The sequence below is a fragment of the Arthrobacter sp. UYEF36 genome, assembly GCF_040547025.1.
Classification (GTDB): domain Bacteria; phylum Actinomycetota; class Actinomycetes; order Actinomycetales; family Micrococcaceae; genus Arthrobacter.
The window spans coordinates 222,996-248,755 of the sequence record NZ_JBEPOX010000002.1; the positions used below are offsets into that span (position 1 = coordinate 222,996).

At 68.0% G+C, this 25,760-nt stretch carries 23 protein-coding genes; 17 read left to right on the forward strand and 6 right to left on the reverse strand.

Annotated features, from left to right (window positions below):
* Positions 1-17 precede the first annotated feature (17 nt).
* The 15 genes from arc (at position 18) to ABIB29_RS05155 (ending at position 17,872) form a co-directional block, all read left to right on the forward strand.
* Positions 18-1,793: a proteasome ATPase gene (gene arc / locus ABIB29_RS05085; RefSeq protein WP_354170641.1), complete on the forward strand. Its 1,776-nt coding sequence runs from the start codon at positions 18-20 to the stop codon at positions 1,791-1,793.
* Positions 1,794-1,852: 59 nt separating this feature from the next.
* Positions 1,853-3,463, forward strand: coding sequence for a depupylase/deamidase Dop (gene dop, locus ABIB29_RS05090; protein ID WP_354171089.1), 1,611 nt, complete (start codon positions 1,853-1,855; stop codon positions 3,461-3,463).
* Positions 3,464-3,552: 89 nt separating this feature from the next.
* A complete protein-coding gene (locus ABIB29_RS05095) occupies positions 3,553-3,756 on the forward strand; it encodes a ubiquitin-like protein Pup (protein ID WP_024365265.1) in 204 nt (67 codons plus the stop codon).
* A gap of 92 nt (positions 3,757-3,848) precedes the next feature.
* On the forward strand, positions 3,849-4,682 hold the full coding sequence (prcB, locus tag ABIB29_RS05100; RefSeq protein ID WP_354170643.1) for a proteasome subunit beta: 834 nt from the start codon (positions 3,849-3,851) through the stop codon (positions 4,680-4,682).
* Position 4,683: 1 nt separating this feature from the next.
* Positions 4,684-5,391, forward strand: coding sequence for a proteasome subunit alpha (prcA, locus tag ABIB29_RS05105; protein ID WP_354170645.1), 708 nt, complete (start codon positions 4,684-4,686; stop codon positions 5,389-5,391).
* Between the two features lies 1 nt (position 5,392).
* Entirely contained in the window at positions 5,393-6,757 is a 1,365-nt protein-coding gene (gene pafA, locus ABIB29_RS05110; RefSeq protein ID WP_354170646.1) for a Pup--protein ligase, read from the forward strand.
* Between the two features lie 110 nt (positions 6,758-6,867).
* Positions 6,868-7,800, forward strand: a complete 933-nt coding sequence (locus ABIB29_RS05115) for an FKBP-type peptidyl-prolyl cis-trans isomerase (RefSeq protein ID WP_354170648.1) — start codon at positions 6,868-6,870, stop codon at positions 7,798-7,800.
* Between the two features lie 45 nt (positions 7,801-7,845).
* Positions 7,846-8,241 carry an FKBP-type peptidyl-prolyl cis-trans isomerase gene (locus ABIB29_RS05120; RefSeq protein ID WP_354170650.1) on the forward strand — a complete coding sequence of 132 codons (396 nt, stop codon included), beginning with the start codon at positions 7,846-7,848 and terminating at the stop codon, positions 8,239-8,241.
* A 193-nt stretch (positions 8,242-8,434) separates the two neighbouring features.
* On the forward strand, positions 8,435-10,441 hold the full coding sequence (locus ABIB29_RS05125) for a helix-turn-helix transcriptional regulator (protein ID WP_354170652.1): 2,007 nt from the start codon (positions 8,435-8,437) through the stop codon (positions 10,439-10,441).
* A 26-nt stretch (positions 10,442-10,467) separates the two neighbouring features.
* Entirely contained in the window at positions 10,468-10,857 is a 390-nt protein-coding gene (locus ABIB29_RS05130; RefSeq protein ID WP_354170654.1) for a hypothetical protein, read from the forward strand.
* A 35-nt stretch (positions 10,858-10,892) separates the two neighbouring features.
* Positions 10,893-11,162 carry a Sec-independent protein translocase subunit TatA gene (tatA, locus tag ABIB29_RS05135; RefSeq protein WP_354170655.1) on the forward strand — a complete coding sequence of 90 codons (270 nt, stop codon included), beginning with the start codon at positions 10,893-10,895 and terminating at the stop codon, positions 11,160-11,162.
* Positions 11,163-11,210: 48 nt separating this feature from the next.
* On the forward strand, positions 11,211-12,005 hold the full coding sequence (gene tatC, locus ABIB29_RS05140) for a twin-arginine translocase subunit TatC (protein WP_354170657.1): 795 nt from the start codon (positions 11,211-11,213) through the stop codon (positions 12,003-12,005).
* Between the two features lie 24 nt (positions 12,006-12,029).
* Positions 12,030-14,924, forward strand: coding sequence for a DEAD/DEAH box helicase (locus ABIB29_RS05145; protein WP_354170659.1), 2,895 nt, complete (start codon positions 12,030-12,032; stop codon positions 14,922-14,924).
* An 88-nt stretch (positions 14,925-15,012) separates the two neighbouring features.
* The gene (locus ABIB29_RS05150; RefSeq protein WP_354170661.1) at positions 15,013-16,686 is read left to right on the forward strand and encodes an amidohydrolase; all 1,674 of its coding nucleotides are present in this window, start codon (positions 15,013-15,015) and stop codon (positions 16,684-16,686) included.
* 442 nt (positions 16,687-17,128) lie between these two features.
* The gene (locus tag ABIB29_RS05155) at positions 17,129-17,872 is read left to right on the forward strand and encodes a polyprenol monophosphomannose synthase (protein WP_354170663.1); all 744 of its coding nucleotides are present in this window, start codon (positions 17,129-17,131) and stop codon (positions 17,870-17,872) included.
* 176 nt (positions 17,873-18,048) lie between these two features.
* On the opposite strand, the gene ABIB29_RS05160 is transcribed toward ABIB29_RS05155, so the two are convergent.
* From ABIB29_RS05160 to ABIB29_RS05175, 4 genes are all read right to left on the reverse strand, one after another.
* Positions 18,049-18,396: an RNA polymerase-binding protein RbpA gene (locus ABIB29_RS05160; protein WP_056429445.1), complete on the reverse strand. Its 348-nt coding sequence runs from the start codon at positions 18,394-18,396 to the stop codon at positions 18,049-18,051.
* Positions 18,397-18,693: 297 nt separating this feature from the next.
* Positions 18,694-19,704: an SPFH domain-containing protein gene (locus ABIB29_RS05165; protein WP_354170665.1), complete on the reverse strand. Its 1,011-nt coding sequence runs from the start codon at positions 19,702-19,704 to the stop codon at positions 18,694-18,696.
* Between the two features lie 96 nt (positions 19,705-19,800).
* On the reverse strand, positions 19,801-20,262 hold the full coding sequence (locus ABIB29_RS05170) for an NfeD family protein (protein WP_354170667.1): 462 nt from the start codon (positions 20,260-20,262) through the stop codon (positions 19,801-19,803).
* Between the two features lie 158 nt (positions 20,263-20,420).
* The gene (locus tag ABIB29_RS05175) at positions 20,421-21,296 is read right to left on the reverse strand and encodes a methyltransferase domain-containing protein (RefSeq protein ID WP_354170669.1); all 876 of its coding nucleotides are present in this window, start codon (positions 21,294-21,296) and stop codon (positions 20,421-20,423) included.
* A 232-nt stretch (positions 21,297-21,528) separates the two neighbouring features.
* Between ABIB29_RS05175 and ABIB29_RS05180 the strand changes: the two genes are divergently transcribed.
* Positions 21,529-23,607, forward strand: a complete 2,079-nt coding sequence (locus tag ABIB29_RS05180) for a S9 family peptidase (protein WP_354170670.1) — start codon at positions 21,529-21,531, stop codon at positions 23,605-23,607.
* A 17-nt stretch (positions 23,608-23,624) separates the two neighbouring features.
* Here the strand turns inward: ABIB29_RS05180 and ABIB29_RS05185 are convergent, their stop codons facing one another.
* Positions 23,625-24,287, reverse strand: a complete 663-nt coding sequence (locus tag ABIB29_RS05185) for a peptide deformylase (protein ID WP_354170672.1) — start codon at positions 24,285-24,287, stop codon at positions 23,625-23,627.
* A gap of 9 nt (positions 24,288-24,296) precedes the next feature.
* Positions 24,297-25,265, reverse strand: a complete 969-nt coding sequence (locus tag ABIB29_RS05190; protein ID WP_354170674.1) for a hypothetical protein — start codon at positions 25,263-25,265, stop codon at positions 24,297-24,299.
* 70 nt (positions 25,266-25,335) lie between these two features.
* Between ABIB29_RS05190 and ABIB29_RS05195 the strand changes: the two genes are divergently transcribed.
* Complete coding sequence (locus ABIB29_RS05195; RefSeq protein WP_354170676.1) at positions 25,336-25,746, forward strand: nuclear transport factor 2 family protein; 411 nt, start codon at positions 25,336-25,338, stop codon at positions 25,744-25,746.
* The last annotated feature ends 14 nt before the right edge of the window (positions 25,747-25,760 follow it).

Here is a 25,760-nt window from a genome sequence, read left to right on the forward strand (position 1 = left end):
GAAGGGGCTGATGCACGATGGAGACTCCGAACACCGATCCGGGCCAGACGCCGGCAGAGGATGTGACCGCATCCGCGGGGCAGGCGCACGCCGCCAGCGAACTGTCCGTGGCCGAGCGCCAGGTCAATATTCTCCGGGACAAACTCCGGCACATTGACCGCCAGCTCGCCGCCGCGACGCAGAACAACTCCAAGCTCGTGGGCATGCTGGAAACCGCGAAAGCGGAAATCCTCCGGCTAAAGAACGCCCTCGACCAGGAAGGTCAGCCGCCGTACAGCTTCGGTACCGTGCTTCAGCTGAACCCGAAACGCCACCCCTCCGCCGGCAACGGCGGGCAGGCCGCCACCGAGGAATCGGTCGACATCTTCAACGCCGGCCGCAAGATGCGTGTCGGGATCAGCCCGCTGGTCAACATGAACCAGCTGGCAGTCGGCCAGGAAGTTCTTCTCAACGAGGCGCTGATGGTGGTCGCAGGGCTGGGCTACGAACGGGCCGGGGACCTTGTCACGCTGAAGGAAATGCTGGGCGCGGACCGCGCCCTGGTGGTGGGCCGGGCGGATGAGGAACGTGTCATCCGGCTTTCCGGCGCCCTGCTGTCGCAGAAGCTCCGGGTCGGCGACGCCCTCTCCATCGATTCCCGCACCGGCTACGCCCTCGAAAAGATCCCGCGCTCCGAAGTGGAAAACCTCGTCCTCGAGGAAGTGCCGGACATCACCTACCAGGACATCGGCGGCCTCGGACCTCAGATCGAACAGATCCGCGACGCCGTGGAACTGCCGTTCCTGCATCCGGACCTGTACCGCGAACACGGGCTCAAGGCCCCGAAAGGCATCCTGCTCTACGGCCCGCCGGGCTGCGGCAAGACGCTCATCGCCAAGGCAGTCGCCAACTCCCTCGCCGCCCGGGCCGCAGAACGCACCGGCAAAACGGACATGAAGAGCTACTTCCTGAACATCAAGGGACCGGAGCTGCTGGACAAGTACGTCGGCGAGACCGAACGGCACATCCGGCTGATCTTCGCCCGCGCCCGGGAAAAGGCCTCCGAAGGCAGCCCGGTGGTGGTGTTCTTCGACGAAATGGACTCGCTGTTCCGCACCCGCGGCACCGGCATCTCCTCCGACGTCGAAACGACCATCGTCCCGCAGCTGCTCAGCGAGATCGACGGCGTGGAGCGGCTCGACAACGTGATCGTGATCGGCGCCTCCAACCGTGAGGACATGATCGACCCCGCGATCCTGCGGCCGGGCCGGCTTGACGTCAAGGTCAAAATCCACCGCCCCGATGCCGAGGCGGCGGCGGACATCTTCAACAAGTACATCACCGCCGACCTTCCCTTCCACGAGTCCGACCTCGCCGAGCACCACGGCGATGTGCAGGCCACCGTGGACGCGATGGTCCAGCGCACCGTCGAGGCCATGTATTCCACCGACAAGTCCAATGAATACCTCGAAGTCACCTACGCCAACGGCGACACCGAGATGCTCTATTTCAAGGACTTCAACTCCGGTGCCGTGGTGCAGAACGTCGTGGACCGGGCCAAGAAGTACGCCATCAAGGACCTGCTCACCGTGGGCCAGAAGGGCATCCGGATCGACCATCTGCTGCGCGCCGTGGTTGACGAATTCCGCGAGCACGAGGACATGCCCAACACCACCAACCCGGATGACTGGGCCCGGATCTCGGGCAAGAAGGGCGAACGCATCACGTACATCCGCACGATCGTCCAGGGCAAGGCGGGGCAGGAACCCGGCAAGTCCATCGAGACGATGCCGAGCACGGGCCAGTACCTGTGACGTCGGCGGTGCCCGGCAGACCGGCCGGCATATCGGGCGGGCTGCCGGCCGGCGGCGCCATGCGGGTGATGGGCTCCGAAACCGAATACGGCATTCATGCGCCCTCCGCACCGGGCGCCAACGCCACGATGATGTCAGCCCGGGTGATCCAGGCCTACGCCCAGATGACCCGGCAGCGCGCCGCCGGCGGGGCCGAGACCCGCTGGGACTACACCGACGAGGAACCGCTGCATGACGCCCGCGGCTGGACGCTGGAGCGCAGCCAGGCCGAACCGGAGCAGCTGACCGACCAGCCGCCCGTCCTCGACGCCGAGGCTGTCGCCCTGGCCTATGGCCGGCAGGAGCTGGAAGCCGACGGCGAGGACGAGTCCGGCACCCTGCTGATGAACATGGTGCTCGGTAACGGTGCCCGGCTTTATGTCGACCATGCCCACCCCGAGTACTCCAGCCCGGAAGTGACCAACCCGCGCGACGCCGTCGCCTGGGATGCTGCCGGAGACCTCGTGGCCCTCGCCGCGGTGCGGCGCCTGGCCTCGGATCCGGGGCTGCCGCCGGTCAACCTGTACAAGAACAATACGGACAACAAGTCGGTCTCCTACGGCTCCCACGAGAACTACCTCATGCCCCGCGCGGTGCCGTTTGGGGACATTGTCCGGGGCCTGACGCCGTTCTTCGTCACCCGCCAGGTCTTCTGCGGCGCCGGCCGGGTCGGCATGAAGCAGGACGGCTCCCGCCCCGGCTACCAGATCAGCCAGCGGGCGGACTTTTTCGAGACCGAAGTCGGCCTCGAAACCACGATCCGCCGGCCCATCATCAACACCCGCGACGAACCGCACGCGACCGCGGACAAGTATCGGCGGCTGCACGTCATCATCGGTGACGCCAACCTCAGCCAGACCGCCAATTACCTGAAGTTCGGCACCACAGCGCTGGTGCTGAGCCTGATAGAGGCCGGGCTGGCCCCGAAGCTGGAAGTCCATGAGCCGGTTGCCTCGCTGCAGGCCGTCAGCCACGACACCGCCCTGACGGCCACCCTGCGGCTGCTCGACGGACGCCGGATCACCGCCCTGGACCTGCAGTGGATCTACTTTGAAGCGGCCGCCAAGCACGCCCAGGACACCGGCGTCGCCGATGCCGTGGACGGCGACGGCCACACCCATGACGTGCTGGAACACTGGTCGGCGACGCTGACCGAACTGGGCAACGACCGTGCGGCGGCAGCGTCCTCCGTGGAATGGCTGGCAAAACTCTCCCTGCTGGAGGGCTACCGGGACCGCGACGGACTGGAGTGGGGCCACGCGCGGCTGGGCCTCGTGGACCTGCAGTGGGCGGACATCCGGCCGGAAAAGGGGCTCTACTACCGCCTGCTGGCACGGGACCGCATGCAGCGTATCGTCGACGACGGCGTGATCCAGCGGGCGGTCACAGAGCCGCCGTCGGACACGCGGGCCTACTTCCGGGGCCGCTGCGTCAGCCGCTTCGGGGCCGACGTTGTCGGCGCCAGCTGGGACTCCGTGATCTTCGATGTGCCCGGCCGCGGCAGGCTTCAGCGGGTCCCCACCCGGGAACCGCTGCGCGGAACCGAGGCCCTCACCGGCGGCCTCTTCGCCCGGCACCGGGAGGCCGGGCCCTTCCTGTCCGAGCTGCTGGGACTCCCTCCCGGTTCGTAGGCCCAAAGAGTCCCGCAGGGGCTCCGGGCGTGGCAATATGGCTTACAGGAAGTCCCTTGCGAAGAAGGGACGGACAGAAGGAGAGAACAATGGCAGGCCAGGAGCAACAGCAGCCGCAGTCGCGGGACACCGAGGTCGACGAAGACGTCCCCGCAGCCCCGCCGGCTCCCGCGGAGGGCCAGGCGTCAGCCGCCACCCAGGGCGTCGACGATCTGCTCGATGAGATCGACGGCGTGCTGGAATCCAACGCCGAGGAGTTCGTCCGCGCGTTTGTCCAAAAGGGCGGCCAGTAGCGCACCGCCCGGACCGCGGCGGCCCAGGGGTTGCGCCGGCACAGGGCTGAGGGCCGGATGTCGTTGATTCACTACGTTGAGGGAGTGCACCAGTGCAGGAAACCACCGCCAACCAGGTAGCAGCCAACGCCACGTCCTCCTTCACTGAACATCTGCAGCGCCAGCGCCCCGATCTACTGCCGTTCGGCCAGCTCCCGGCCGGCCAGCAGCTCCCGGGAGGGAACGCCGCCACAGCCCTGCAGGCGCCGCACGGGACCACCATCGTCGCGCTGACCTACGCCGGAGGGGTGCTGATGGCGGGCGACCGCCGTGCCACGATGGGCAACGTCATCGCCAGCCGGCACATCGAGAAAGTCTTTCCCGCGGACCAGTATTCCGTGCTCGGCATCGCCGGGACCGCGGGGATCGCGCTCGACATCACGCGGCTCTTCCAGGTTGAGCTCGAACACTACGAGAAGATCGAAGGAACACTCCTGAGCCTGGACGGCAAAGCCAACCGGCTCGGGGCGATGGTCCGCAGCAACCTGCCGATGGCGATGCAGGGCCTTGCCGTCGTACCGCTGTTCGCAGGCTTCGACCGACCCGCGGGCCTGGGCCGGCTGTTCTCCTACGACGTCACCGGCGGCCGTTACGAGGAGCAGGAACACCACACCGTCGGTTCCGGCTCGATGTTCGCGCGCGGCGCGCTGAAGAAACTCTGGCGGCCCAATCTCCCGGAGCGGGACGCCGTCTCCGTCGCCGTCGAGGCGCTCTACGACGCCGCCGACGACGACTCCGCCACGGGCGGCCCCGACCCCGTCCGGCAGCTCTGGCCGGTCGTTTACACCGTCAATCGAACAGGTGCCTTCCGGGTCCCGGAGCGCGAGCTCGCGGCAATGGCCGGCGCCATCATCGAGTCCAGGGCCGTTGCCCAGCGGGAGGCCTGAGATGACCCAGCAGTTCTACGTATCGCCCGAACAACTGATGAAGGACCGTGCGGACTTCGCGCGGAAGGGTATCGCCCGCGGGCGCTCAGTGGTGGTCATCAGCTGCAGCGACGGGATCGCCCTCGTGGCCGAGAACCCCTCGCCGTCGCTGCATAAGATCGGCGAAATCTACGACAAGATTGCGTTCGCAGCCGTAGGCAAATACAACGAGTTCGAAAGCCTCCGGCAGGCCGGGGTCCGCTACGCGGATGTGCGCGGCTACTCCTACGACCGCGAGGACGTCACGGCCAGGGGCCTCGCCAGCGTCTACGCGCAGAGCCTGGGTGCGGTGTTCACCGCGGAACAAAAACCCTTCGAAGTCGAACTGGCCGTGGCCGAGGTGGGGTCCTCCCCGGAGGAGGACCACCTCTACCGGCTTACATTCGACGGGTCGATCGCCGACGAGAACGGCTTCATCGTCATGGGCGGCCAGGCGGACAAGGTCTCCGAGGCCGTCGCGGCGGGCTGGCAGGGCGCCCTGGACTTCGCCGGTGCGATCAGGCTGGCCCTGGCCGGTCTGGTTCCGGACAAGGAAACCACCACGCTGCCGCCCTCGGCCGTGGAGGTGGCGGTGCTGGACCGCGGCTCGGAAAGCAGCCGCGGCACCCGCCGGGCGTTCCGCCGGCTTGAGGACGCAGATATCACGGCATTGCTGGCTGAGGAGAACTGAGATGGACAAGCGCATTTTCGGCATCGAGACCGAGTTCGGGATTTCCTATTCAAGCCCGGAGTCCCGTCCGCTGGCCCCCGAGGAGGTGGCCCGCTACCTGTTCCGCAAGGTGGTCAGCTGGGGGAGGTCCTCCAATGTGTTCCTGACCAACGGGTCCCGGCTCTACCTCGACGTCGGGTCCCACCCGGAGTACGCCACCGCGGAATGCGATGACCTGGCCCAGCTGATCGCGCACGACCGGGCCGGGGAACTCATCCTCGACGACCTCGTCGACGAGGCGCAGGAACGGCTCGCGGCGGAGGGCTTCAACGGCACCGTGTACCTGTTCAAGAACAACACCGACTCCGCCGGAAACTCCTACGGCAGCCACGAGAACTACCTCATCCCGCGGCGCGGCGAGTTCTCCCGGCTGGCCGAGATCCTGATTCCGTTCCTCGTGACACGGCAGCTGATCGCGGGCGCCGGGAAAATCCTCAAAACCCCGCACGGAGCCACGTTCGCGTTCTCCCAGCGGGCCGACCACATCTGGGAGGGCGTCTCCTCCGCCACCACGAGGTCCCGTCCGATCATCAACACCCGCGATGAGCCGCATGCGGACGCCGAGTTCTACCGCCGGCTGCACGTGATCGTGGGCGACTCCAACATGTCCGAGACCACGGCGCTGCTCAAGGTGGGGACCGTGGACCTGATCCTGCGGATGATCGAAGCCGGTGTCATCATGCGCGACATGCGGATGGAGAACCCCATCCGCAGCATCCGGGAAATCTCCCACGACCTCAGCGGCAAGGCCCTGGTCCGGCTCGCGAACGGCCGGCAGCTGACCGCGCTGGAAATCCAGCGTGAATACCTGGGCAAGGTCACGGCGTTCGTCGCGGAGCAGGGCGCCCATAACGCCCACGTCCCGCTGATCCTGGACCTCTGGGAACGCACCCTCGATGCGATTGAGAGCGGCGACACCAGCAAGATCGACACCGAAGTGGACTGGGCGATCAAGAAGAAGCTCATGGACAACTACCGCGAACGGCACAACCTGGGACTGGACGCGCCCCGGATCGCCCAGCTGGACCTGACCTACCACGACATCTCCCGCACCCGCGGGCTCTACTACCTGCTGCAGTCCCGCGGGGCTGTGCGCCGCGTGGTGGATGACACCGCAGTCAAGGACGCGGTGGATGCCCCGCCACAGACCACCCGCGCCAAGCTCCGCGGCGACTTCGTCCGGCGGGCGCAGGAACTGGGCCGCGACTACACCGTGGACTGGGTGCACCTGAAGCTCAACGACCGCGCACACCAGACCCTGCTGTGCAAGGACCCGTTCCGCAGTGTGGACGAGCGGGTGGATGCCCTGCTGAACTCTATGGGCTGATACCCAGCTTTCCACGTTATTCTTGAGGGGTGCCGTTCGCGGCCAACGCTTGCTTTGCCGCTGGCATTTGCCCGGCGACGCGTCCATCCTGCCCCGACGAAAGTTCTTAAGTGCGCCGACTACTAGCAATTCTTCTTCCCGGACTGCTGCTGCTGACCGCCTGCGGCGGCGGCGAACCAGCTGCCCCGGAACCCACCAGCCAGTCCGCTGGCGAGACCGCCAAGCTGGACTCCCTCAAGCTGACGGAGAACGGCGACAAGAAGGCACCCGGTGTTGAATTCGACAAGCCCCTTGAGGTTAAGGAACCCACCGTCAAGGTCATCACGGAAGGCGACGGCGACCGGGTCAAGGCCAACCAGATCGCCTCGATCTCCATCGTCGCCCTGAGCGGCAAGGACGGCTCCACGCTGGAGGACACCTTCCCGGGGGAACCGGAGGAGCTCGAACTGACCGACGATCTTAAGACCGAGAGCCCCGTCATCTACAACGCCTTCGTGGGCGCTAAGATCGGCACCCACCTGGCACTGGCCGTTCCCGGCGCGGCAGCCGCTGAAGGCGCCGAAGCGCAGCCCACCCAGGTCCTTGTCGTCAAGGTGCTGTCCGCAAAAGATGCGCCCAAGGTCCTGGACAAGCCCGAAGGGGAGGCGGTCACCCCGCCGGCCGGCCTGCCGACCGTCAAGGACAATGACAAGGGCATCCCGGAGATCTCCGTCGAGGGCGTCGCCGCCCCGACCGCCCTCGTGTCCCAGGACCTCATCAAGGGCACCGGCCCCGAGGTCAAGGAAACTGACACCCTCACCGTGAACTACGTCGGTGTGGCCCTTGAAGGCGGCAAAGTCTTCGACTCCAGCTTCGACCGCGGCGAGAAGGCCACCTTCCCGCTCACCGGCGTCATCAAGGGCTGGACGCAGGGCCTGACCGGCAAGACGGTCGGCTCCCGTGTCCTCCTGGTCATCCCCAAGGACCTCGCATACGGCGATGAAGGCCAGGGCGACGCGAAGGGCGACCTCGTCTTCGTCGTTGATATCCTCGGCACCAAGTAACCTCCACACCCGCACCACCCCCAAGCCACGCTAGAAGGAGCAACCATGTCATTTGGACAGCGCAACATTGACCGCCAGAAGCCGGAAATTGACTTCCCGGAGGGCGCAGTTCCCACCGAACTGGTCATCACCGACCTCATCGAGGGCGACGGCGCCGAGGCCAAGGCCGGCGACACCGTCTCCACACACTACGTCGGCGTGGCCTGGTCCACCGGCGAAGAGTTCGATGCTTCCTGGGGCCGCGGCGCACCGCTCGACTTCCGTGTCGGCGTCGGCCAGGTCATCCAGGGCTGGGACCAGGGCCTGCTGGGCATGAAGGTCGGCGGCCGCCGCCGGCTCGAAATCCCCTCCGAACTGGCCTACGGCCCGCGCGGCGCGGGCGGCGCGATCGGCCCCAACGAGGCCCTGATCTTCGTCGTCGACCTCGTCGCCGTCCGCTAGTCCCCACCGGCTCCCTGCCCTCGCAAGCTCGGGCCGGGGCCCTCGCCGGCGTGGGCCCACTCAGCGGAACCACTGGCGGCCGTCCTGACGGACACCGTCCTGCTTTCCAAAGCGCGGTAACAATCGGAAAAGTTCTTCCGGCTGTTGCCGCGCTTTTGTCAGTTTCGGGCAGGGACTTTAGTACCCTTGCGGGGTGTCAGCCTCCCGTACCGAACGCCTCCTGAACCTGCTCATCGCCCTGCTCAACACCACCTACGGCCTGCGCCGCAGTGAACTGCGCGAGAAGGTCTACCACGACACCACCAGCAACGACGTCGCCTTCGGACGGATGTTCGAACGCGACAAGGGCGAGCTGCGGCGGTTCGGCTTTGACGTCGAAACCGTCATGGACAAGGGCTGGGGTTCGGATGATCCGGCCACCACCCGCTACCGGATCGGTAAAGAGTCCAACCGGCTTCCGGACGTCAGCCTCACCCCGGCAGAGTGCACCGTGCTCATTCTCGCAGCCCAGCTCTGGGAGCACGCCGCCCTGGGCTCCGCAGCACTCAACGCGGTGCGCAAGCTGCAGGCCTCCGGCGGCCTGGTCGACGCCGAACTCCCCGCCGGGGTCCAGCCGCGGATCCGACCCGCCGGGCAGGCGTTCGAGGACCTCGTCGCGGCCATGCACGCCCAGCACCCCGTCAGCTTCCGCTACCTCGCCGGCAGCACCGGCAAGGAAGAGGAGCGGCTGGTGGAACCCTGGGGACTCGGCAGCCGCTTCGGCCAGTGGTACCTCGTGGCCCACGACAGGGCCCGCGGCGACAAACGCTTCTTCCGGCTCTCCCGCCTTACGTCCGCCGTGACCGTCCTGGACAAGGAAAGCTTCATCGCGCCCGCGGACTTCAATGTGCGCGCCGAACTGGCCGGCCTGGCTGAGTTGCCGGTCCGGACCGCCGCCGTCGATGTCCAGGCCGGCAGGCTGCGCGGACTCCGCAAACGCGCCCTCCCCGGCCCCGCTGCCGAAACCGGCGCCGGACTGCCCAGCACGGTCCGGGACCGCCTCAACGTGCCATTCCGGGATGTCGAGACGCTCGCCGAGGAGCTCGCCTCCTACGGGCCCCGGGCCGTCGCGGTGTCCCCGCCCGAGCTCGTCAGCTCTGTGCGGCGCCGCCTGTCAGCCGCGGCCGACTTCGCCGCGGCGCCCGTCCCGCCGGTCGCTTTCCCGGCCGGCTCTTCCCTTCCGGGGGGGAAGTCCCGGCACGGCCGCAAACGGACCTCTGAGGACCAACTGAGCCGGATGCTGCAGCTGGTGCCGTTCCTGGTGCACAACCAGGGCCTGCACATCAGCGAAGTGGCGGCGAAGTTCGGTATCACCCGCAAGGAACTCGAAGCGGACCTGCGGATCCTCATCTGCTCCGGCCTGCCCGAGGGCTACCCGGACGATCTGCTGGACATCCAGTGGGACGACGACCACGTCACCATCAGCCAGGACCTCGACCTGAACCGGCCCGTCCGCTTCACCGTGGAGGAAGCCTGCGCCCTGCTGACGGGGCTGGAGACGCTCAACGGCCTGCCCGAGCTGGCCGAAGGCGGTGCCCTGGAATCCGTCACCCTCAAGCTCATGGCGGCGGCGGGGGAGGAGGGCCTCAAAGCGGCCGCTCTGTCGGGCCCCGGGGTGGGCCCGGAGAACTCGGCAGCGCTGGAAACGGCCCGCGAAGCCATCCGGTCCGGCGCCCAGCTGCGGCTGCGCTACTTCTCCCCGCTGCGCGATGCTGTCTCCGAACGCAACATCGACCCGCTGCGGCTCTATTCACTGGACAACACCTGGTACCTCGAGGCCTACTGCCATTCGGTGCAGGGCCTGCGCAACTTCCGGCTGGACCGGATCGAGGCGCTGAAGACCACCGGGGTGCCCGTCTCGGCGACGGCGGCACCGGGGACGAGTTTCCCCGTCAAACTCTTCACCCCCAACGACGACGACACCGTGGTGGTGGTTGAACTGACACGCCGCGGCATCGGACTCGCCGATGAGTACTATGCGGAGCGGACGGCGGAATTGCCGGACGGCGGGCTGCTGGCCGAAATCCGCTTCGGCAGCACCGACTGGCTGCCGATGTTCGTGGCGCAACACGGCGGGACGGCACGGATCCTTCACCCGGATGAACTGGCGGACGCGTCCCGCGAGTGGCTCGCCGCTGCCCTGGCCCAATATGAAGACTAGCCAGTGCGGCGGCTAGACTACTCAGCATGCCTTGGTGGTCCTGGATCGTGATCTGGATAGCGCTCGTTGCGCTGTCCCTGTTGTTCTTCGTTGTGCTCGGCGTCCGCTTGTTCCGGAAGTTCATGGCCACGGTCAAGGAACTCGGGGAAGCGGGGGAACGGTTCTCCACGTTCCCGGCGGCCCCTTCCGTGGACACTGCCGGCGTGGACGGCCAGTCCGTGAACGGCGCAGCGGCCGGGGCGGGCACGGAACCGCAGCCCGAACCCGGGTCCGCCGTTTTTGCCTCCCCTATGCGGATGGGGCATGATTACCGCGCGTCCAAGTTCGCCCGCCAGGAAGCCCGCCGCCAGCGGCGTGTCCAGCGCAAGCTGGACCGCGGCCAGCCCCAGCGGCTGCACGACATCGAATTGAGTTAGACGTAGGATGTATTCAAACGAAAGGACCTCCTGTCATGAGGCTTGAAGGCTGGCATCTCATCATCATCATCGTTCTGGCACTGGTGCTTTTCGCTGCACCGAAGCTGCCCGGCATGGCCCGGAGCCTTGGCCAGTCGATGCGTATTTTCAAGTCGGAGGTCCGGGAAATGAAGAAGGACGGCACCACGGACGCCGCAGACGGCTCTGAGCCTGTCGAGGGCCGGGTCGTGAACCACCCGAAGTCCACCGGCCCGGAAACCCGCGCCGGAGACGGAACCGACGTTCCGCCGCCGAACCGCGCCTAACACCGCGTGGCAGTAACCATGGGCCGCCGGTCGAACCCCGAGGGGAGGATGGCGCTCCTCGATCACCTGAAGGAACTCCGGAACCGTCTCTTCAAGTCCGCGATCGCCGTCATCCTGGGGACCGTCGTCGGGTTCCTCGTCTACCAGCCCATGCTCGAGGCCCTGATCAAACCGATCGCTGACCTCAATGAGAATGAGGGCCGGCAGGCGACACTGAACTTTGACGGGGTGGCCAGCTCCTTTGACCTGATGATCCAGGTCTCCGTCTTCCTGGGCCTGATCGTCGCGAGCCCGGTCTGGCTGTACCAGCTGTGGGCGTTCATTGTCCCCGGCCTGCACAAAAAGGAACGCCGGCTGGCGCTGTCCTTCGTGGCGGCCGCCGTCCCGCTGTTTGTGGGCGGTGTCCTGCTGGCCTGGCTGGTGCTTCCGAACGCGGTCCGGGTGTTGACCGATTTCACCCCCTCCGGCGGCTCCAACTTCATCAGCGCCCAGGTGTACCTGTCCTTTGTGCTGCGGCTCCTGCTGGCCTTCGGCATCGCCTTCCTGCTGCCCGTGATCCTCGTCGGGCTGAACCTGGCGGGGATCATCAAGGGCAAGCAGCTCGTCAAGAGCTGGCGCATCACCGTGTTCCTGGTCTGCCTCTTCGCCGCCATGGCCGCCCCCGGAGCGGACGCGATGAGCATGTTCTACCTTGCCGGGCCGATGCTGCTCCTGTTCTTCGCCGCCATCGGACTGTGCCTGCTCAACGACCGCCGGCGTGAACGGCGCGCCGTCAAGCGCGCCGCGGAGACCGAAGCCACCGCGGACCAGGCGACTCCCAGCTCCGAGCTGGAGAATCTCTAGCCCTTGGCGCATTAGGCTGGAACCATGTCCTCACTACCCGGGCCGGAATCGCCGTCTGACCGCTACCGAGCCAGCGCCGAGCGGGCCGCAGAAGCCAAAACCTATCTGGGCGGCTTCCTCCGTTCGCTGGCCTTCGAACTCGACGACTTCCAGCGCGAAGCCTGCCTGTCCCTGCAGGCCGGCCGGGGCGTCCTGGTCGCCGCCCCCACCGGTGCCGGCAAGACCATTGTGGGGGAGTTCGCCATCTACCTGGCGCTCCAGCGCGGGCTCAAAGCCTTCTACACCACCCCGATCAAGGCCCTGTCCAACCAGAAGTACTCGGAGCTGGCGGACAAGTACGGTGCCGACCGGGTGGGGCTGCTGACCGGTGACACCAGCATCAACGGCGACGCCCCGGTGGTGGTGATGACCACCGAGGTGCTCCGCAACATGCTCTACGCCGACTCCAGCACGCTGGCTGACCTCGGCTATGTCGTGATGGATGAGGTCCACTACCTGGCCGACCGCTTCCGCGGCGCCGTCTGGGAAGAGGTCATCATCCACCTGCCCAGCGAAGTCCAGGTCGCCTCGCTGAGCGCCACGGTCTCCAACGCCGAGGAGTTCGGCGCCTGGCTGGACACGGTACGCGGCCAGACCGACGTCATTGTGTCCGAGCACCGGCCGGTGCCGCTGTGGCAGCACGTGATGGTGGGCCGGAAGATCGTGGACCTCTTCGCCGGTGACACCAGCTTCGATGAGATTGCCCCTGCCGGCGAAGCCGCCGTGTCCGCTGTGTCCGCCACCGCGGAAACCGCCGACCTCAGTGCCCGCCCCGGCTTCGAGGTCAACCCCGAACTGCTCTCCATGGCCCGCGCCGAGAGCCAGATGAACTTCCGCGGACGCTTCGGCCAGGGCGGCCGCAACGTCCGGCGCCAGCGGAACCAGCGCGACGACGCACCGCAGGGCGGACCGCGCAGCCCGGTCCGGAAGGCAAGCCGCCCCCAGGTCATTGCCAGCCTGGACCGGCAGGACCTGTTGCCTGCCATCACCTTCATCTTTTCCCGCGCCGGCTGCGACGCCGCCGTGGCACAGTGCGTCGCTGCCGGTCTGTGGCTGACCACCGAGCAGGAACAGCTCATCATCGCCCGGCGCGTCGACGAGGCAGCGCAGGACATCCCCTCCGACGACCTGGACGTGCTCGGATTCTGGAGCTGGCGCGACGGGCTGCTCCGCGGACTGGCGGCCCACCACGCCGGCATGCTGCCCACCTTCAAGGAAGTCGTCGAGAAGCTCTTCGTCGACGGGCTCGTCAAGGCCGTGTTCGCCACGGAAACCCTGGCGCTTGGCGTCAACATGCCGGCGCGCTCCGTCGTGCTGGAGAAGCTCGACAAGTTCAACGGCGAAGCGCACGTCAACATCACGGCGGGGGAGTACACCCAGCTGACCGGCCGCGCCGGCCGCCGCGGGATCGACGTCGAGGGCCATGCCGTCGTCCTCTGGCAGCCCGGCACGGATCCCGCATCCGTCGCCGGTCTCGCCTCGCGGCGCACCTACCCGCTGAACTCCAGCTTCCGGCCCACGTACAACATGTCCATCAATCTGCTCGCCCAGTTCGGCCGGCCCCGGGCCCGGGAGATCCTCGAGTCCTCTTTCGCCCAGTTCCAGGCCGACCGCTCTGTCGTCGGGCTGGCCAAACAGGTGCGCAGCCGGGAGGAATCCCTGGCCGGCTTCAGCAAGGCGATGAGCTGCCACCTGGGTGACTTCACCGACTACTCCCGGATCCGGCGGGCACTTTCCGACGCCGAAAAGAACGCCTCCCAGACCAGCTCCCGGGCCAGGAAATCCGTGACCGAGGACTCCCTGAGCCGGCTGCTCCCCGGGGACGTGGTGGATGTTCCCACCGGCCGGGCGCCCGGACTCGCCGTCGTCCTCAGCTCCGACCACCACTCCCGCGAACCGCGGCCCGCCGTCATGACCCTGGACAACCAGCTGCGGCGGATCGGCACCCAGGACGTGGAAGGGCCGCTGGCTCCCATCACCCGGGTGCGGATCCCGAAATCCTTCAACGCCAAGGTGCCCAAGTCACGGCGCGACCTGGCCTCCTCGGTCCGGAACGCCCTCCGGGAAAACCGGCCCCCCGCGCCGCCGAGCCGTAACGACGACTTTGGCCGCGCCGCCGCCCTGCCGGACCAGGAGAAGAAGATCACCGAGCTGCGCCGCGACCTCCGCGCGCACCCGTGCCATGGCTGCAGCGAACGCGAGGACCACGCCCGCTGGTCCGAGCGCTACTGGAAGCTCCGCCAGGAGACTGACGGGCTGGTGCGCCAGATCCAGGGCCGCACCAACACCATCGCCAAGACCTTCGACCGGGTCTGCGGTGTCCTGTCCAGCTACGGCTACCTGGAAACCTCCGACGCCGGGGTGCTCACCATCAGCCCCGACGGGCAGCGGCTGCGCCGGATCTACGGCGAAAAGGACCTGCTGATTTCGCAGGCCCTGCGCCTGGGCGCCTTCAGCGACCTGGACGCCGCTGAGGTCGCCGCCCTCGCCAGCGTCCTGGTCTACCAGGCCAAACGTGAGGACCGCGGGCTGCGGCCCAAGATGCCGAGCGTGTCATTGGAATCCGCCGTCGACATTGTGGTGCATGAATGGTCGGCCCTGGAGGACGTCGAGGAGTCCAACAAGCTCCCCCTGACCGGTGAACCCGAACTCGGCCTGGTCTGGCCGATTTTCAAGTGGGCCAAGGGCCGGCACCTGCAGGACGTGCTCAGCGGCACGGACCTGGCCGCGGGCGACTTCGTCCGCTGGGTCAAGCAGGTCATCGACCTGCTGGACCAGCTGGCAAAGATCCCGTCGCTGGACCCGAGGGTCGCGCGGCTGTGCGGGGACGCGATCAAACTCATCAAGCGCGGCGTCGTCGCATATTCCTCCGTGGCCTGACCGCCCCGGCCGGCCCTCCGGCCGGAACCTCCCGCCGTCGAAATCGTCCGGTCCGCGCCGGCCACCAGCAACAAGGAGTCCCCGTCCCATGACCGATTCACCGGCCACCCCCGCGCCGCACAAGGTAACGCTGTACCGGAACGGTTCCGTCTACACCGCCGCCGATCCCTTTGCGACGGCGATGCTGGTCGACGGCGACACCGTCGCCTGGGTCGGCTCCGAGCAGGCGGCCACCTCGATTGCCGACGCCTCGATGGAGGTCATTGACCTGCACGGCGCGCTTCTCGCCCCCGGTTTCGTCGATTCCCACGTCCATCTCACCGAAACAGGCATCGCCCTGGACTCGCTGCAGCTCGGCGGGGTCCGCTCTGCCCGGGAACTGCTCGACGCCGTGGCCAGCTTCTGCGTCTCCGCCTCCAGCGCGGGCGGCACCGTGCTGGGCCATGGCTGGGACGAGACCCAGTGGGTGGACTCCGCCCTGCCCACGCGGGACGAACTGGAGCGCGCCGCCGGCGGGCGGCACGTCTACCTCTCCCGCGTTGATGTGCACTCGGCGCTCGTGTCCTCCTCGCTGGCGGCGGCCGCCGGCCTCCCCGCCGCCGGCAGCAACGATACCGACGGCTCCGGTGCGGGCAGCCAGGTGAAACGGGCCGCGCACACGGCTGCCCGGCTGGCGGCGCGCCGGTTGCCCGCCGCGGCGCTCCGCGGCTACCAGCAGCGGACCCTCGCGGAGGCGGCAGCCAACGGCTACGTGGCGCTGGCGGAAATGGCGGCTCCGCACATCGGCAGCATCGAGGACCTTCAGCTCGCCGTTGCCTGGAACACCGGCCCGGACGCGGTTCCGGAGATCCTGCCGTACTGGGGCGAGCTGGCCGGCTCGGCGGAACATGCCCGGTCCATCCTGGACCGCCTGGGCGTGCCCGTGCTCGGGCTGGCGGGGGACCTGAACCTTGACGGCTCGATCGGTTCGCGGACCGCGGCCCTGCGGGAGGACTACAGCGACGCTGCGGGGGAGCGGGGCAGCCTGTACCTCTCGTCCGCGGAGGCGGCCGCCCACCTCGCGGCGTGTTCGCTGCTGGGGATCCAGGCAGGCTTCCACGTCATTGGTGACGCCGGCCTCGACGCCGCGCTGGACGCGCTGGATCAGGCGGCGGCCGACGTCGGGGAGCAGAAGGTCCGCGCCGCGGGCCACCGCCTGGAACATGTCGAGCTTGCGGATGCGGATGCCATCCGCAGGCTCGCCAACTACTCCGTGACGGTCAGCGCGCAACCGGGCTTCGATGCGGCCTGGGGCGCGGCGGACGGTCTTTACCAGCAGCGCCTGGGATCCCGGCGCGGCGGCATGAACCCCTTTGCCTCCTTTTACGCCGCCGGCGTCCCCATCTGCTTCGGCAGTGACAGCCCGGTCACGCCCCTGCGGCCCTGGTCCAGCGTCCGCGCCTGCCTGCAGCACAACAATCCGGCCGAACGGATCTCTGCCCGCGCCGCGTTCCTCGGGCACACCCGCGCCGGTTGGCGGGCCGCCCGGTACCGGAACCCGATGGCCGGGCAGCTGGTGCCGGGTGCCCCTGCCAGCTTCGCCGTGTGGGCAGTCGAGGAACTGATGGTCCAGGTGGCCGACGGCCGGGTCCAGTCCTGGAGCACGGACCCCCGGGCGAGGACGCCGCTGCTGCCGGCACTGGACACCGGTTCCGAGCCGGTGTGCCTCCAGACCGTCAGGGACGGCCGGGAACTGTTCGCCAGCGGCTCGCTCCGGGGCTGACGGCCGGGACGCTGAACCCCCGGTCCGGAGCGAAACTTCACCGCCCACAAGGCGGCTCTGACCTGCGATGATGAACGAAACGGCTGGTCACGGACCGGTTGACAGATCAGGGCCGCCCCGTAGCATTGAGGGTCAACGGAGGGTTGTGTAAGTCGCAGACTCCGGACGCCCCCCGGTCAGTTCCAGGTTGCCGCCACCACGGTAGCTTCCTCGGTCATGGCCACGGGTACTCCCAAGGGGCGGGTCCACTTCGCAGCAGAAAACGGTTCCGGCGGCGCTGTTCGCGCCCTGCCGCAACTGGCCCGAGGCGGGTGGGCCTGCCCGGGGACCGGCATCGGCCTCAGCGGGCCCGGCGACTCCCTATAATGGAGAGTTGCGCCTGGTGTCAGCTAAGCACTGACCGCCCGGCTCTCGACCGCTCCCTTCAAGGAAAGGCCTCGCTGTGCGTGTCCTCACGATCATCCCGACCTACAACGAGCTGGAATCGTTGCCCAAGACCCTCGGGCGGCTGCGCACGGCGGTGCCGGGCTCCGACGTCCTGGTTGTCGACGACAACAGCCCCGACGGTACCGGGCAGCTGGCGGACCGTTTCGCCGCTGAGGACAACCAGGTCCACGTCCTGCACCGCGCCGGGAAGGCCGGACTCGGAGCAGCCTACATCGCCGGTTTCAAGTGGGGCCTCGATGCAGGTTACGACGTCCTCGTTGAGATGGACGCTGACGGCTCGCACCAGCCGGAGCAGCTTCCGCAGTTGCTGGAGGCCGTGGAGCAGGGAGCCGACCTCGCGATGGGCTCCCGCTGGGTACCCGGCGGGAGCGTCGTCAACTGGCCGCTGTACCGGCAGGCTATCTCCCGCGTGGGCAGCACCTATGCCCGGATCATGCTGGGCGTGAAGATCAAGGACGTCACCGGCGGATTCCGTGCGTTCCGCCGGAGCACGCTGGAGAAACTGGACCTGAACACCGTCGACTCTGTCGGCTACGGCTTCCAGGTGGACCTGGCCTGGCGCGTCGCCAAGCTCGGCCTGACAATCGTCGAACGCCCCATCACGTTCGTCGAGCGTGAGCTGGGCGCCTCAAAGATGAGCGGCAACATCGTGGTCGAAGCCATGATCAACGTCACCAAGTGGGGCCTCACTGCCCGCTGGAACACGCTCACCGGCAAGCTCACCGGCAAAAGGGCCTAGACGCTGTCCGCATAGGTGAGCCGGCATAAGCAAAGGGCCGGATCCACCCCGTCTGTGCTGACGGTGTGGGTCCGGCCCTTTGAATAGCAACGCGGGGTCACCTACGGCCCATCCGATGCATCAGGATGGGCCGTAGGTGACCCCGCGTTGCTTGAAGTGGCGGGTGCGTAGGCTGTCTAGGCCGAGCGCCGTTCGCCGCGGCGTTCACGCAGGATCGTGAGACGGTCTTCGAGGATCTGCTCGAGTTCGGGCAGCGAACGACGTTCCAGGAGCATGTCCCAGTGCGTGCGGACTGCCTTTTCGTTGAGGTTCACAGGGCGTTCGCCGTCGACCAGCAAGGCTTCCTTGCCGGTCTTGGATACCCACACCGGGGGGATCTCCGCTTCGGAGGAGAAGGTCACGAATACCTGCTCGCCGTCCTCGCAGCGGTATTCGACCCGCTGGCGCGGAGCCGGTTCAACACCGGATTCAGTCTCCATGCTCTGTGCGCCAAGGCGCATACCCCGCAGGCTGCGATCGCTCATCTTTTCTCCCTCTATTCGGTTCGCAGGGTCATGCCCTGCGTTAGCCGGGGGCTGTGAGGCCGCGCCGGACTACTGTTTGCACCGCGCCGTCTCACTGGACCCAAACCGGATGAATCGTCACTGGATAAAACGCTTTGCGAAGCTTAATTGTTCCGCCGGACTGAACCAGCCGGACAAATATTCAAGTATACGGGAACAGGGCACTCCGGGTAAAGCCTGCGGGGGCGGGGCGCCGGTTTCGCGCACGGCAAAGGGGAGGCATCCGCGCGGCGGATGCCTCCCCTTCCGCTACAGCGCCTACGCCTCCGGGTGCCCCGGGAAACCAGCGCCGGACCCTGCAGCCGGACCGGCGGCGGGCGCAGCCGGGCGCGGAGCAGCCGGCTGCGCCGCGGCGTCGGAATCGGGGCCGAACAGTCCGTCATTGAACTGGCCGTCCCTGCTGCCGCCCAGCGCGTTGCCGATGCCCTTGAGGGCTTCGCCGACTTCGCTGGGAATGATCCACAGCTTGTTCGCGGAGCCTTCGGCGATCTTCGGGAGGGTCTGCAGGTACTGGTAAGCGAGGAGCTTCTGGTCCGGGTTGCCTTTATGGATCGCGTCGAAGACCTTCTGGATGGCCTGGGCCTCGCCATCGGCCCGGAGGATCGCCGCCTTCGCGTCACCTTCGGCCTTCAGGATCGAGGACTGCCGCTGGCCTTCGGCGGTAAGGATGGCGGACTGCTTGGTGCCTTCCGCGGTAAGGATGGCGGCGCGGCGGTCACGCTCGGCGCGCATCTGCTTCTCCATCGAATCCTGGATGGAGTGGGGCGGATCAATGGCCTTGAGCTCCACCCGGGAGACCCGGATGCCCCACCGTCCGGTCGCTTCGTCCAGGACGCCGCGGAGCTGGCCGTTGATCTGGTCACGCGAGGTCAGGGCCTCTTCGAGGTTCAGGCCGCCGACCACGTTGCGCAGCGTCGTGGTGGTGAGCTGTTCAACCGCCTGGATGTAGTTGGCGATCTCGTACGTGGCCGCCCGCGCATCGGTGACCTGGAAGTAGACTACCGTGTCGATCGAGACCACCAGGTTGTCTTCGGTGATCACCGGCTGCGGCGGGAAGGAGACCACCTGTTCACGCAGGTCAAGCAGCGGCAGCAGCCGGTCCACGAAGGGGATCAGGATCGTGAGGCCAGGGTTCAACGTGCGCTGGTACTTGCCCAGCCGTTCGACGACGCCGGCGCGGGCCTGCGGGACAATCCGCACCGCCCGGACGAGGACGATTATTACGAACGCAACGAGAACCAGCAGCACGATTGCGACTGCGATATCCATACATCACCTATTCCCCAGATTTGGTCTTGCTATGGTGTGCGGCGGTGTCCCGCCGCGTGCCCGGCGCCGGTGGCCGCCGCCGGAATTCTTGCGTAGCTATTGGATGGCGGTTTCCGGCTCGGGGGCGACAACGGCGGTCGCGCCGTCGATCGCGCTGACGATGGCGTGCTGCCCGGGTGCCAGGATTCCGGTTTCGGAGCGGGCGCTCCAAACATCGCCGCCAATTTTGACCAGACCTCCGGTTGCGGTCACCGGTTCCATGACCAGGGCGGATTCGCCAATCAGCCGTTCGACGTTGCTCCGGAGATCGGCCGGCCCTTTGCGCAGGTGCTTGAGCGCGACCGGCCGGACGAAGCCGATCATCAGGAGGGAAACTACGCAGAAGGCCACGATCTGCAGCCCAAGGTCGGCGCCTGACAGTGCCGCCGCCAGTCCGGCGAGGGCTCCGCCTCCGAGCATGATGAAGAACAGGTCGAGGGTGATCATCTCCACGACGGCGAATACCAGGAACACTGTGAGCCACAGCGCCCACCAGTTTTCGGGTAGCCATTCGAACATCTTCTCCCCCTTCGCCCCGGGGGCTGCAGGTGCAGACCCTCAGTCACTGTGCTTCCATCCTAAGCCGAACAGTAACGCCTGCGGAGGGCAGGGGAAGGCACTTCGCGAAAGTGGCCAAGTCGTTACCTCCCGGTACTCCTTTGGCACTGGCGGAGCCGCTAGCGGAGCGGTTCGAAAACACTGATCCGGAACCGGGCCGACACGGTGGTCAGCGGCGGAAGCCCCGCCTCGAGGGTGGCCAGCGCCCCGCGGTCCAGGTGGTGACCGGCGGGTCCCATGAGCGCCAGCCGGGTGACGTCCCCGGGGGACAACAGCAGCGGCACGTCCAGATTGTCGGTGGAGAGCGCCGAAAAGTGTCCCTCGAGCGAGGCCACGAGCCGCTCGTCCTTCGCCGGTTCGATCCCCAGCATGCCCGTCTGGCCTGCCACCTCCTCGAGGTGGCCCGGCCGGGGAGTGACGACCACCAGCCGGCCGCCCGGGCGGAGCACCCGGGCGAACTCTGCCGCATTGCGCGGCGCGAAGACCACTGTGACGGCGTCGACGGCGCCGTCGGCGACCGGCAGCGGCTGCCACACATCGCTGACGAGGTTAACGGCGTCCGGGTTGAGCCTTGCGGCCCTTCGGAGCGCGAACTTCGAGATGTCCAGGCCGATCGCCGCGGCGGGCGTCCGGTCCAGCGCCACCCTGTCCAGCAGGGCACGGAGGTAGTGGCCCGTCCCGGTGCCGGCGTCCAGCACCGTCCCCGGGGCCCCCGCCGTGCTGCCGGTGAGGGCCGGGATCGCCAGTTCCGCCACGGCGGAGGCGAGGGGTCGGTAGTGACCGGCGGAGAGGAAGTCGAAGCGTGCCGCCACCATCTCGGCCGTGTCCGCTTCGAACACGGTGCCTTTGCCGACGAGGAAGTTGAAGTACCCCTGTTTCGCCGCGTCGAAGCGGTGGCCGGACGGACACCCGAGGGTGCGGCCTTCGCCGTCGCTGAATCCGAGGTGGTTCCGGCAGACCGGGCACAGCAGGGAGGCAGCGGATACGGGGGGCATAGTGTCCATCCTAGATACCCCACGGCTCTAAGTTGTCAAGCGGCGTGTAGTTCAATGTTTTGGGTTGTGGTGTGCCAGGCGGTGTCCTCGTTGTAGGTGGTGTGGTGGCGGAGGCAGCCGTGGAGGATCCCGGCGTGCCCGGCCCGGGCCGGCAGGGCCGCACCGCCCGGGGCTGCGACCCGCCGAGGTGAGCTATTTCACTGCCGGGGAAACTGGGACTAGGCTCGCACACGTGAAATCAGAACATCTGCCGCTGCTGAATTCCGTCTCCGCCCCTGCCGTACACCCGGACGGCACGCGCGCCGTGGTGTCGGTGCTCCGGCCCGACTTCGACGCCGATGCGTACGTCGGCCAGCTGTGGACGGTGCCGCTGGACCCGGACCGGCCCCCGCGACGCCTGACCCGCGGATTCCGCGACACGGCGCCGGACTTCTCCCCGGACGGGGAGGTGCTGGCATTCCTGCGCGCCGCCGCCGGCGGCAAACCCCAGCTCCATATCGTGGAGGCCGCCGGCGGGGAGCCGCAGCCCGTCACCGACGCGCCGCTGGGAGTGTCGGCGTTCGCGTGGTCGCCCGATTCCCGGCACATTCTCTACGGCGCCCGGACTCCGGAAGACGGCCGCTATGGCAGCACCGAGGGGGTTTCCGCCGGCAGCGAGGACGCGCGGCTGATCACCGACTACCAGTACCGGATGAACGGCGTCGGGTACACCGCGGACAAGCCGGTCCAGCTCTTCCTCGTTGAGGTTCCGGATCCCGGCGCGGAACCCAGGGTGGCGCCCCACGGCAGGGCGCTGAAGGCCCGCACCGCGGCTGCCGCCGGTCAGTCCGCGCCGGAGGCCACCAGCGCCACACCGGCCGGGCTGCTGCCGGCGGCACGTCAGCTGACCACCGCCGCCACCGACCACACCGGCGCGAGCTTCAGCACCGACGGGCGCACCATTTACTTCACTGCCGCCCTGCATGAGGGCAGCGACAACGACCTCGCCAGCGGCATCTACCGCATCACGGTGGGCGAAGGCGCCGGGGGAGCGGAGCCGGAACCCGTCGCTTTCGGCAATACCGGCCGGCAGGGTGTCCACGCCGTCCGCGAGTCACGGGACGGGCGGTGGCTGTTCTTCCTGGCCCAGGATCTTGGCCCAACCGGCCAGGACTTCGTGGCACGCAACACCGCCCTCTACGTGGCGCCGGCGTCCGGCGGCGACGCCACGCGGCTGAGCGACGTCGAGACGATGGACCTCGCCTGCAACGGCAGGCTCGAACTGCGCGGTCCCGACTCGGTGCTGCCGCTGAACAACGCCCGGGGAACCGTCGAACTGCTCGAGTTCCAGGCCTCCGGCAGCCACCAGACACTGGTCCGCGGCGAGCGTGTGGTCACGGGTGCCGCCGCCCACGGAGAATCGCTGGTGCTCAGTTTCGCCGACGCTTCCACCGCTGGCGACGTCGCGGTGCTCGACGGCGGGCAGTTGCGTGTCCTGACCGATTTCTCCGCACCGCTGCGCTCCGGCGCCGAAATCATCGAGCCCCTCGAGCTCACGGTCCCCTCCGGCGACGGCTACCCCGTCCACGGCTGGCTCGTAAAACCGCAGGGCCAGGGTCCCCACCCGGTCCTGCTGAACATCCACGGCGGCCCGTTTGCCCAGTTCACCGGTGCCCTTTTTGATGAGGCCCAGGTGTACGCCGCGGCGGGGTACGCCGTCCTGATGTGCAACCCCCGCGGTTCCGCCGGCTACGGCCAGGAGCACGGGCGGGCCATCAAGGAGAAAATGGGCACCCTGGACATGCAGGACGTCCTGGCGTTCCTCGACGGCGCGCTCGGCAAGTTCGAGGAGCTCGACGCCGGGGCACTCGGCATCATGGGCGGATCCTACGGCGGCTACCTCACCGCCTGGACCATCAGCCACGACCACCGCTTCAAGGCCGCCATCGTGGAACGCGGTTTCCTCGATCCCGTGAGTTTCACCGGATCCTCGGACATCGGCTGGTTCTTCGGCGGGGAGTACACCGGCCGTTCGGCCGAGCAGATGGCGGCGCAAAGCCCGATGGCCCGGGTGGACCAGGTGCGCACACCGTCCCTGGTCATCCACAGCGAGGAGGACCTCCGCTGCCCGGTGGAGCAGGGCCAGCGGTATTTCACCGCGCTGAAACAGCTCGGCGTGGAGGCGGCGTTCCTGGTTTTCCCCGGGGAGAACCATGAACTCTCACGTGCCGGGACGCCACACCACCGCAAGCAACGCTTCGACCAGATCCTGCAGTGGTGGTCCCGCTACCTTCCAACGGCAGCAAGCCCCGCCCCTGCGGCCCGCCCCTGAGCGTAACGCGGCATCGGTTAGACGCCCGGCAGGAACCCGAGTTCCTTCCGGGCGAGGCTGATGTCGGGCTGCGCCCAGCGCGCGGAGTACTCGGCGTTGCTGCTGATGGAGCGCAGCTCGGCGCGGTCCAGGTAGAGGATGCCGTGCAGGTGGTCGGTTTCGTGCTGGACGATCCGGGCCTGCCAGCCCGTGAATTCGCGCTGTTGCCTGGTTCCGTCCGGGGCAGTGAATTCCAGCCGCACCGACTCGGGCCGGCTGACGGCGGCCTGGAGCCCGTTGACCGAGAGGCACCCTTCGTAGAACGCCACGGTGGAACCGTCCGTTGGCTGGTAGCTCGGGTTGAGCATGGCGAAGAACGGCAGCGGCTCCCGTCCGCGTGCGGCGGCGACCTCGGGATCGACGTCGAACTGGTCCTCCAGCACGGCGAGCTGCAGCGGTATACCGAGCTGGGGCGCCGCAAGGCCCACGCCGGGGGCCTTGTGCATCACACTGCGCATCAGGTCGATCAGCTGGCCAAGTTCGACGTCGCTCACCTGCCCGTCGAAGGGAGCGGCGAGCTGCCGGAGCACCGGATTTCCCGCCTGGACGATGGCGGGGAGCACACCCGCAGTGAGTACCTGGTGGACGGTTTCGTGGATGCGTGCGGCGCTGAAGTCAGTGGGCTTGGCGTCAGGAGACATGGCAACAGACTACTGGCGTCCGCACGCCGTTGTTATAAATCCGTAAATGCGTCCACGCAGCTGCGCTCCGGCGTCGATTTTCAGTACGCCGTCGCGGCCGCCCGCGGTCACCCTCAAGGGCAGCAGGGTGCCCAGTTTGTCGTCCGCGATGGCATGCGGATCGCAGCGTGCCGGCCGGATCCCCAGCCGGAAGCGCTGGCTGGCGCCCCCGGCCTGGACCGAGACGGAGCGCGGCCAGGGGGCGCCCGCATCCTCCTGGACCAAGGTGGTGCCGTCGATCCGGTTGATCGTCAGGGATCCCGTTGACCCGGGATTCGCGCCACCGGGCGCACTCCGCGGCGTGATGGCAAGTGTCAGCACGGCGCTCCGCGCGTCTGCGGACACCTCGAGGTCCGGTTCCAGCCGGATTCCGGCGACCGCGGCGGCCGACTGGACCAGGCACATTTCCGTGTTGTTCCGGTCCAGCACCCCGTACGGATCAGTGGCCGGCACCGTCGTCGCGGGCAATGTCGTGAGGGGCGCCGCGTCGCTGTCCCCGGCAAGGAGGAGTTCCACCGCCGCTCCCGCGTCCGGCGGCGCCGCCCGGACTCCGCATTCCGGAGCATGCAGCCGGGCCGGCAGGATCTTGGTCTGGCCCGGCGGCAGCTCTATCCCGCCGGGCGCCGGCTGCCACTCGATGGTGCCGGAAAAGAGCGGAGTGACCACGACTGCGCCGAGCACCGTCACCGGGCTGTCGGTGGTGTTCGTCAACTGCACGGCAATGATCTGTTGGCTGTAGTTGTCGCGCAGCTGGTTGATCACGGCGGTGACCGGAGCGGCCGGGGGCGCTGTTGAGGGCGTGGGCGCCGGCGTGCCGGGCGCCCACGCGCTGCAGGAGGCCGTGAGGGCGAGGGCAGCGACGGCGGCGGCCAGCCTGGCCGCCCGAACGTGACGGGACCCGCCGGCCGGGCGTCGCAGCAGCGGGGGAAAGCAGCCCATGGGGCCAGTGTATTCCCGGCGAAGGGCCCTGGGACCGGGGTCCGCCGGAGAGTTCAGCTAGTCTCGTTCCATGACTTCACGCACCCCCCTGGATTGCGTCCTCGCGCTGCTGCGCGCTATCGAAGGCGGCGGCGGGGCCGCGGAGATCGCTCCGTTCCTGGCCGAGGGCTACACCCTGAGCGAGGCGCCCCATCTGCTGGCTCCGGCCGGAGCAACCCGGAACCGCGACGAGGCCCTGGCCGGGGCGGAGGCAGCCCACGAAGTCGTCTCGGGGCAGCGCTTCGCGGTGCGGCGCACGACGTGTGAAGGCAACCGTGTGGTGGTGGAGGCCGAGTGGAGCGCCACACTGCTGATGGACCTGCCGCACTGGGACGCCGGCGAGCTCATCCGGGCCAGGGTTGCGTCCGTCTTCGAGGTCCGTGACGGCAGGGTCGTCAGCCAGGACAGCTACGACTGCTACGTCACGCCCCCGCCGGGCTGAGCCGGGCTGTCCGC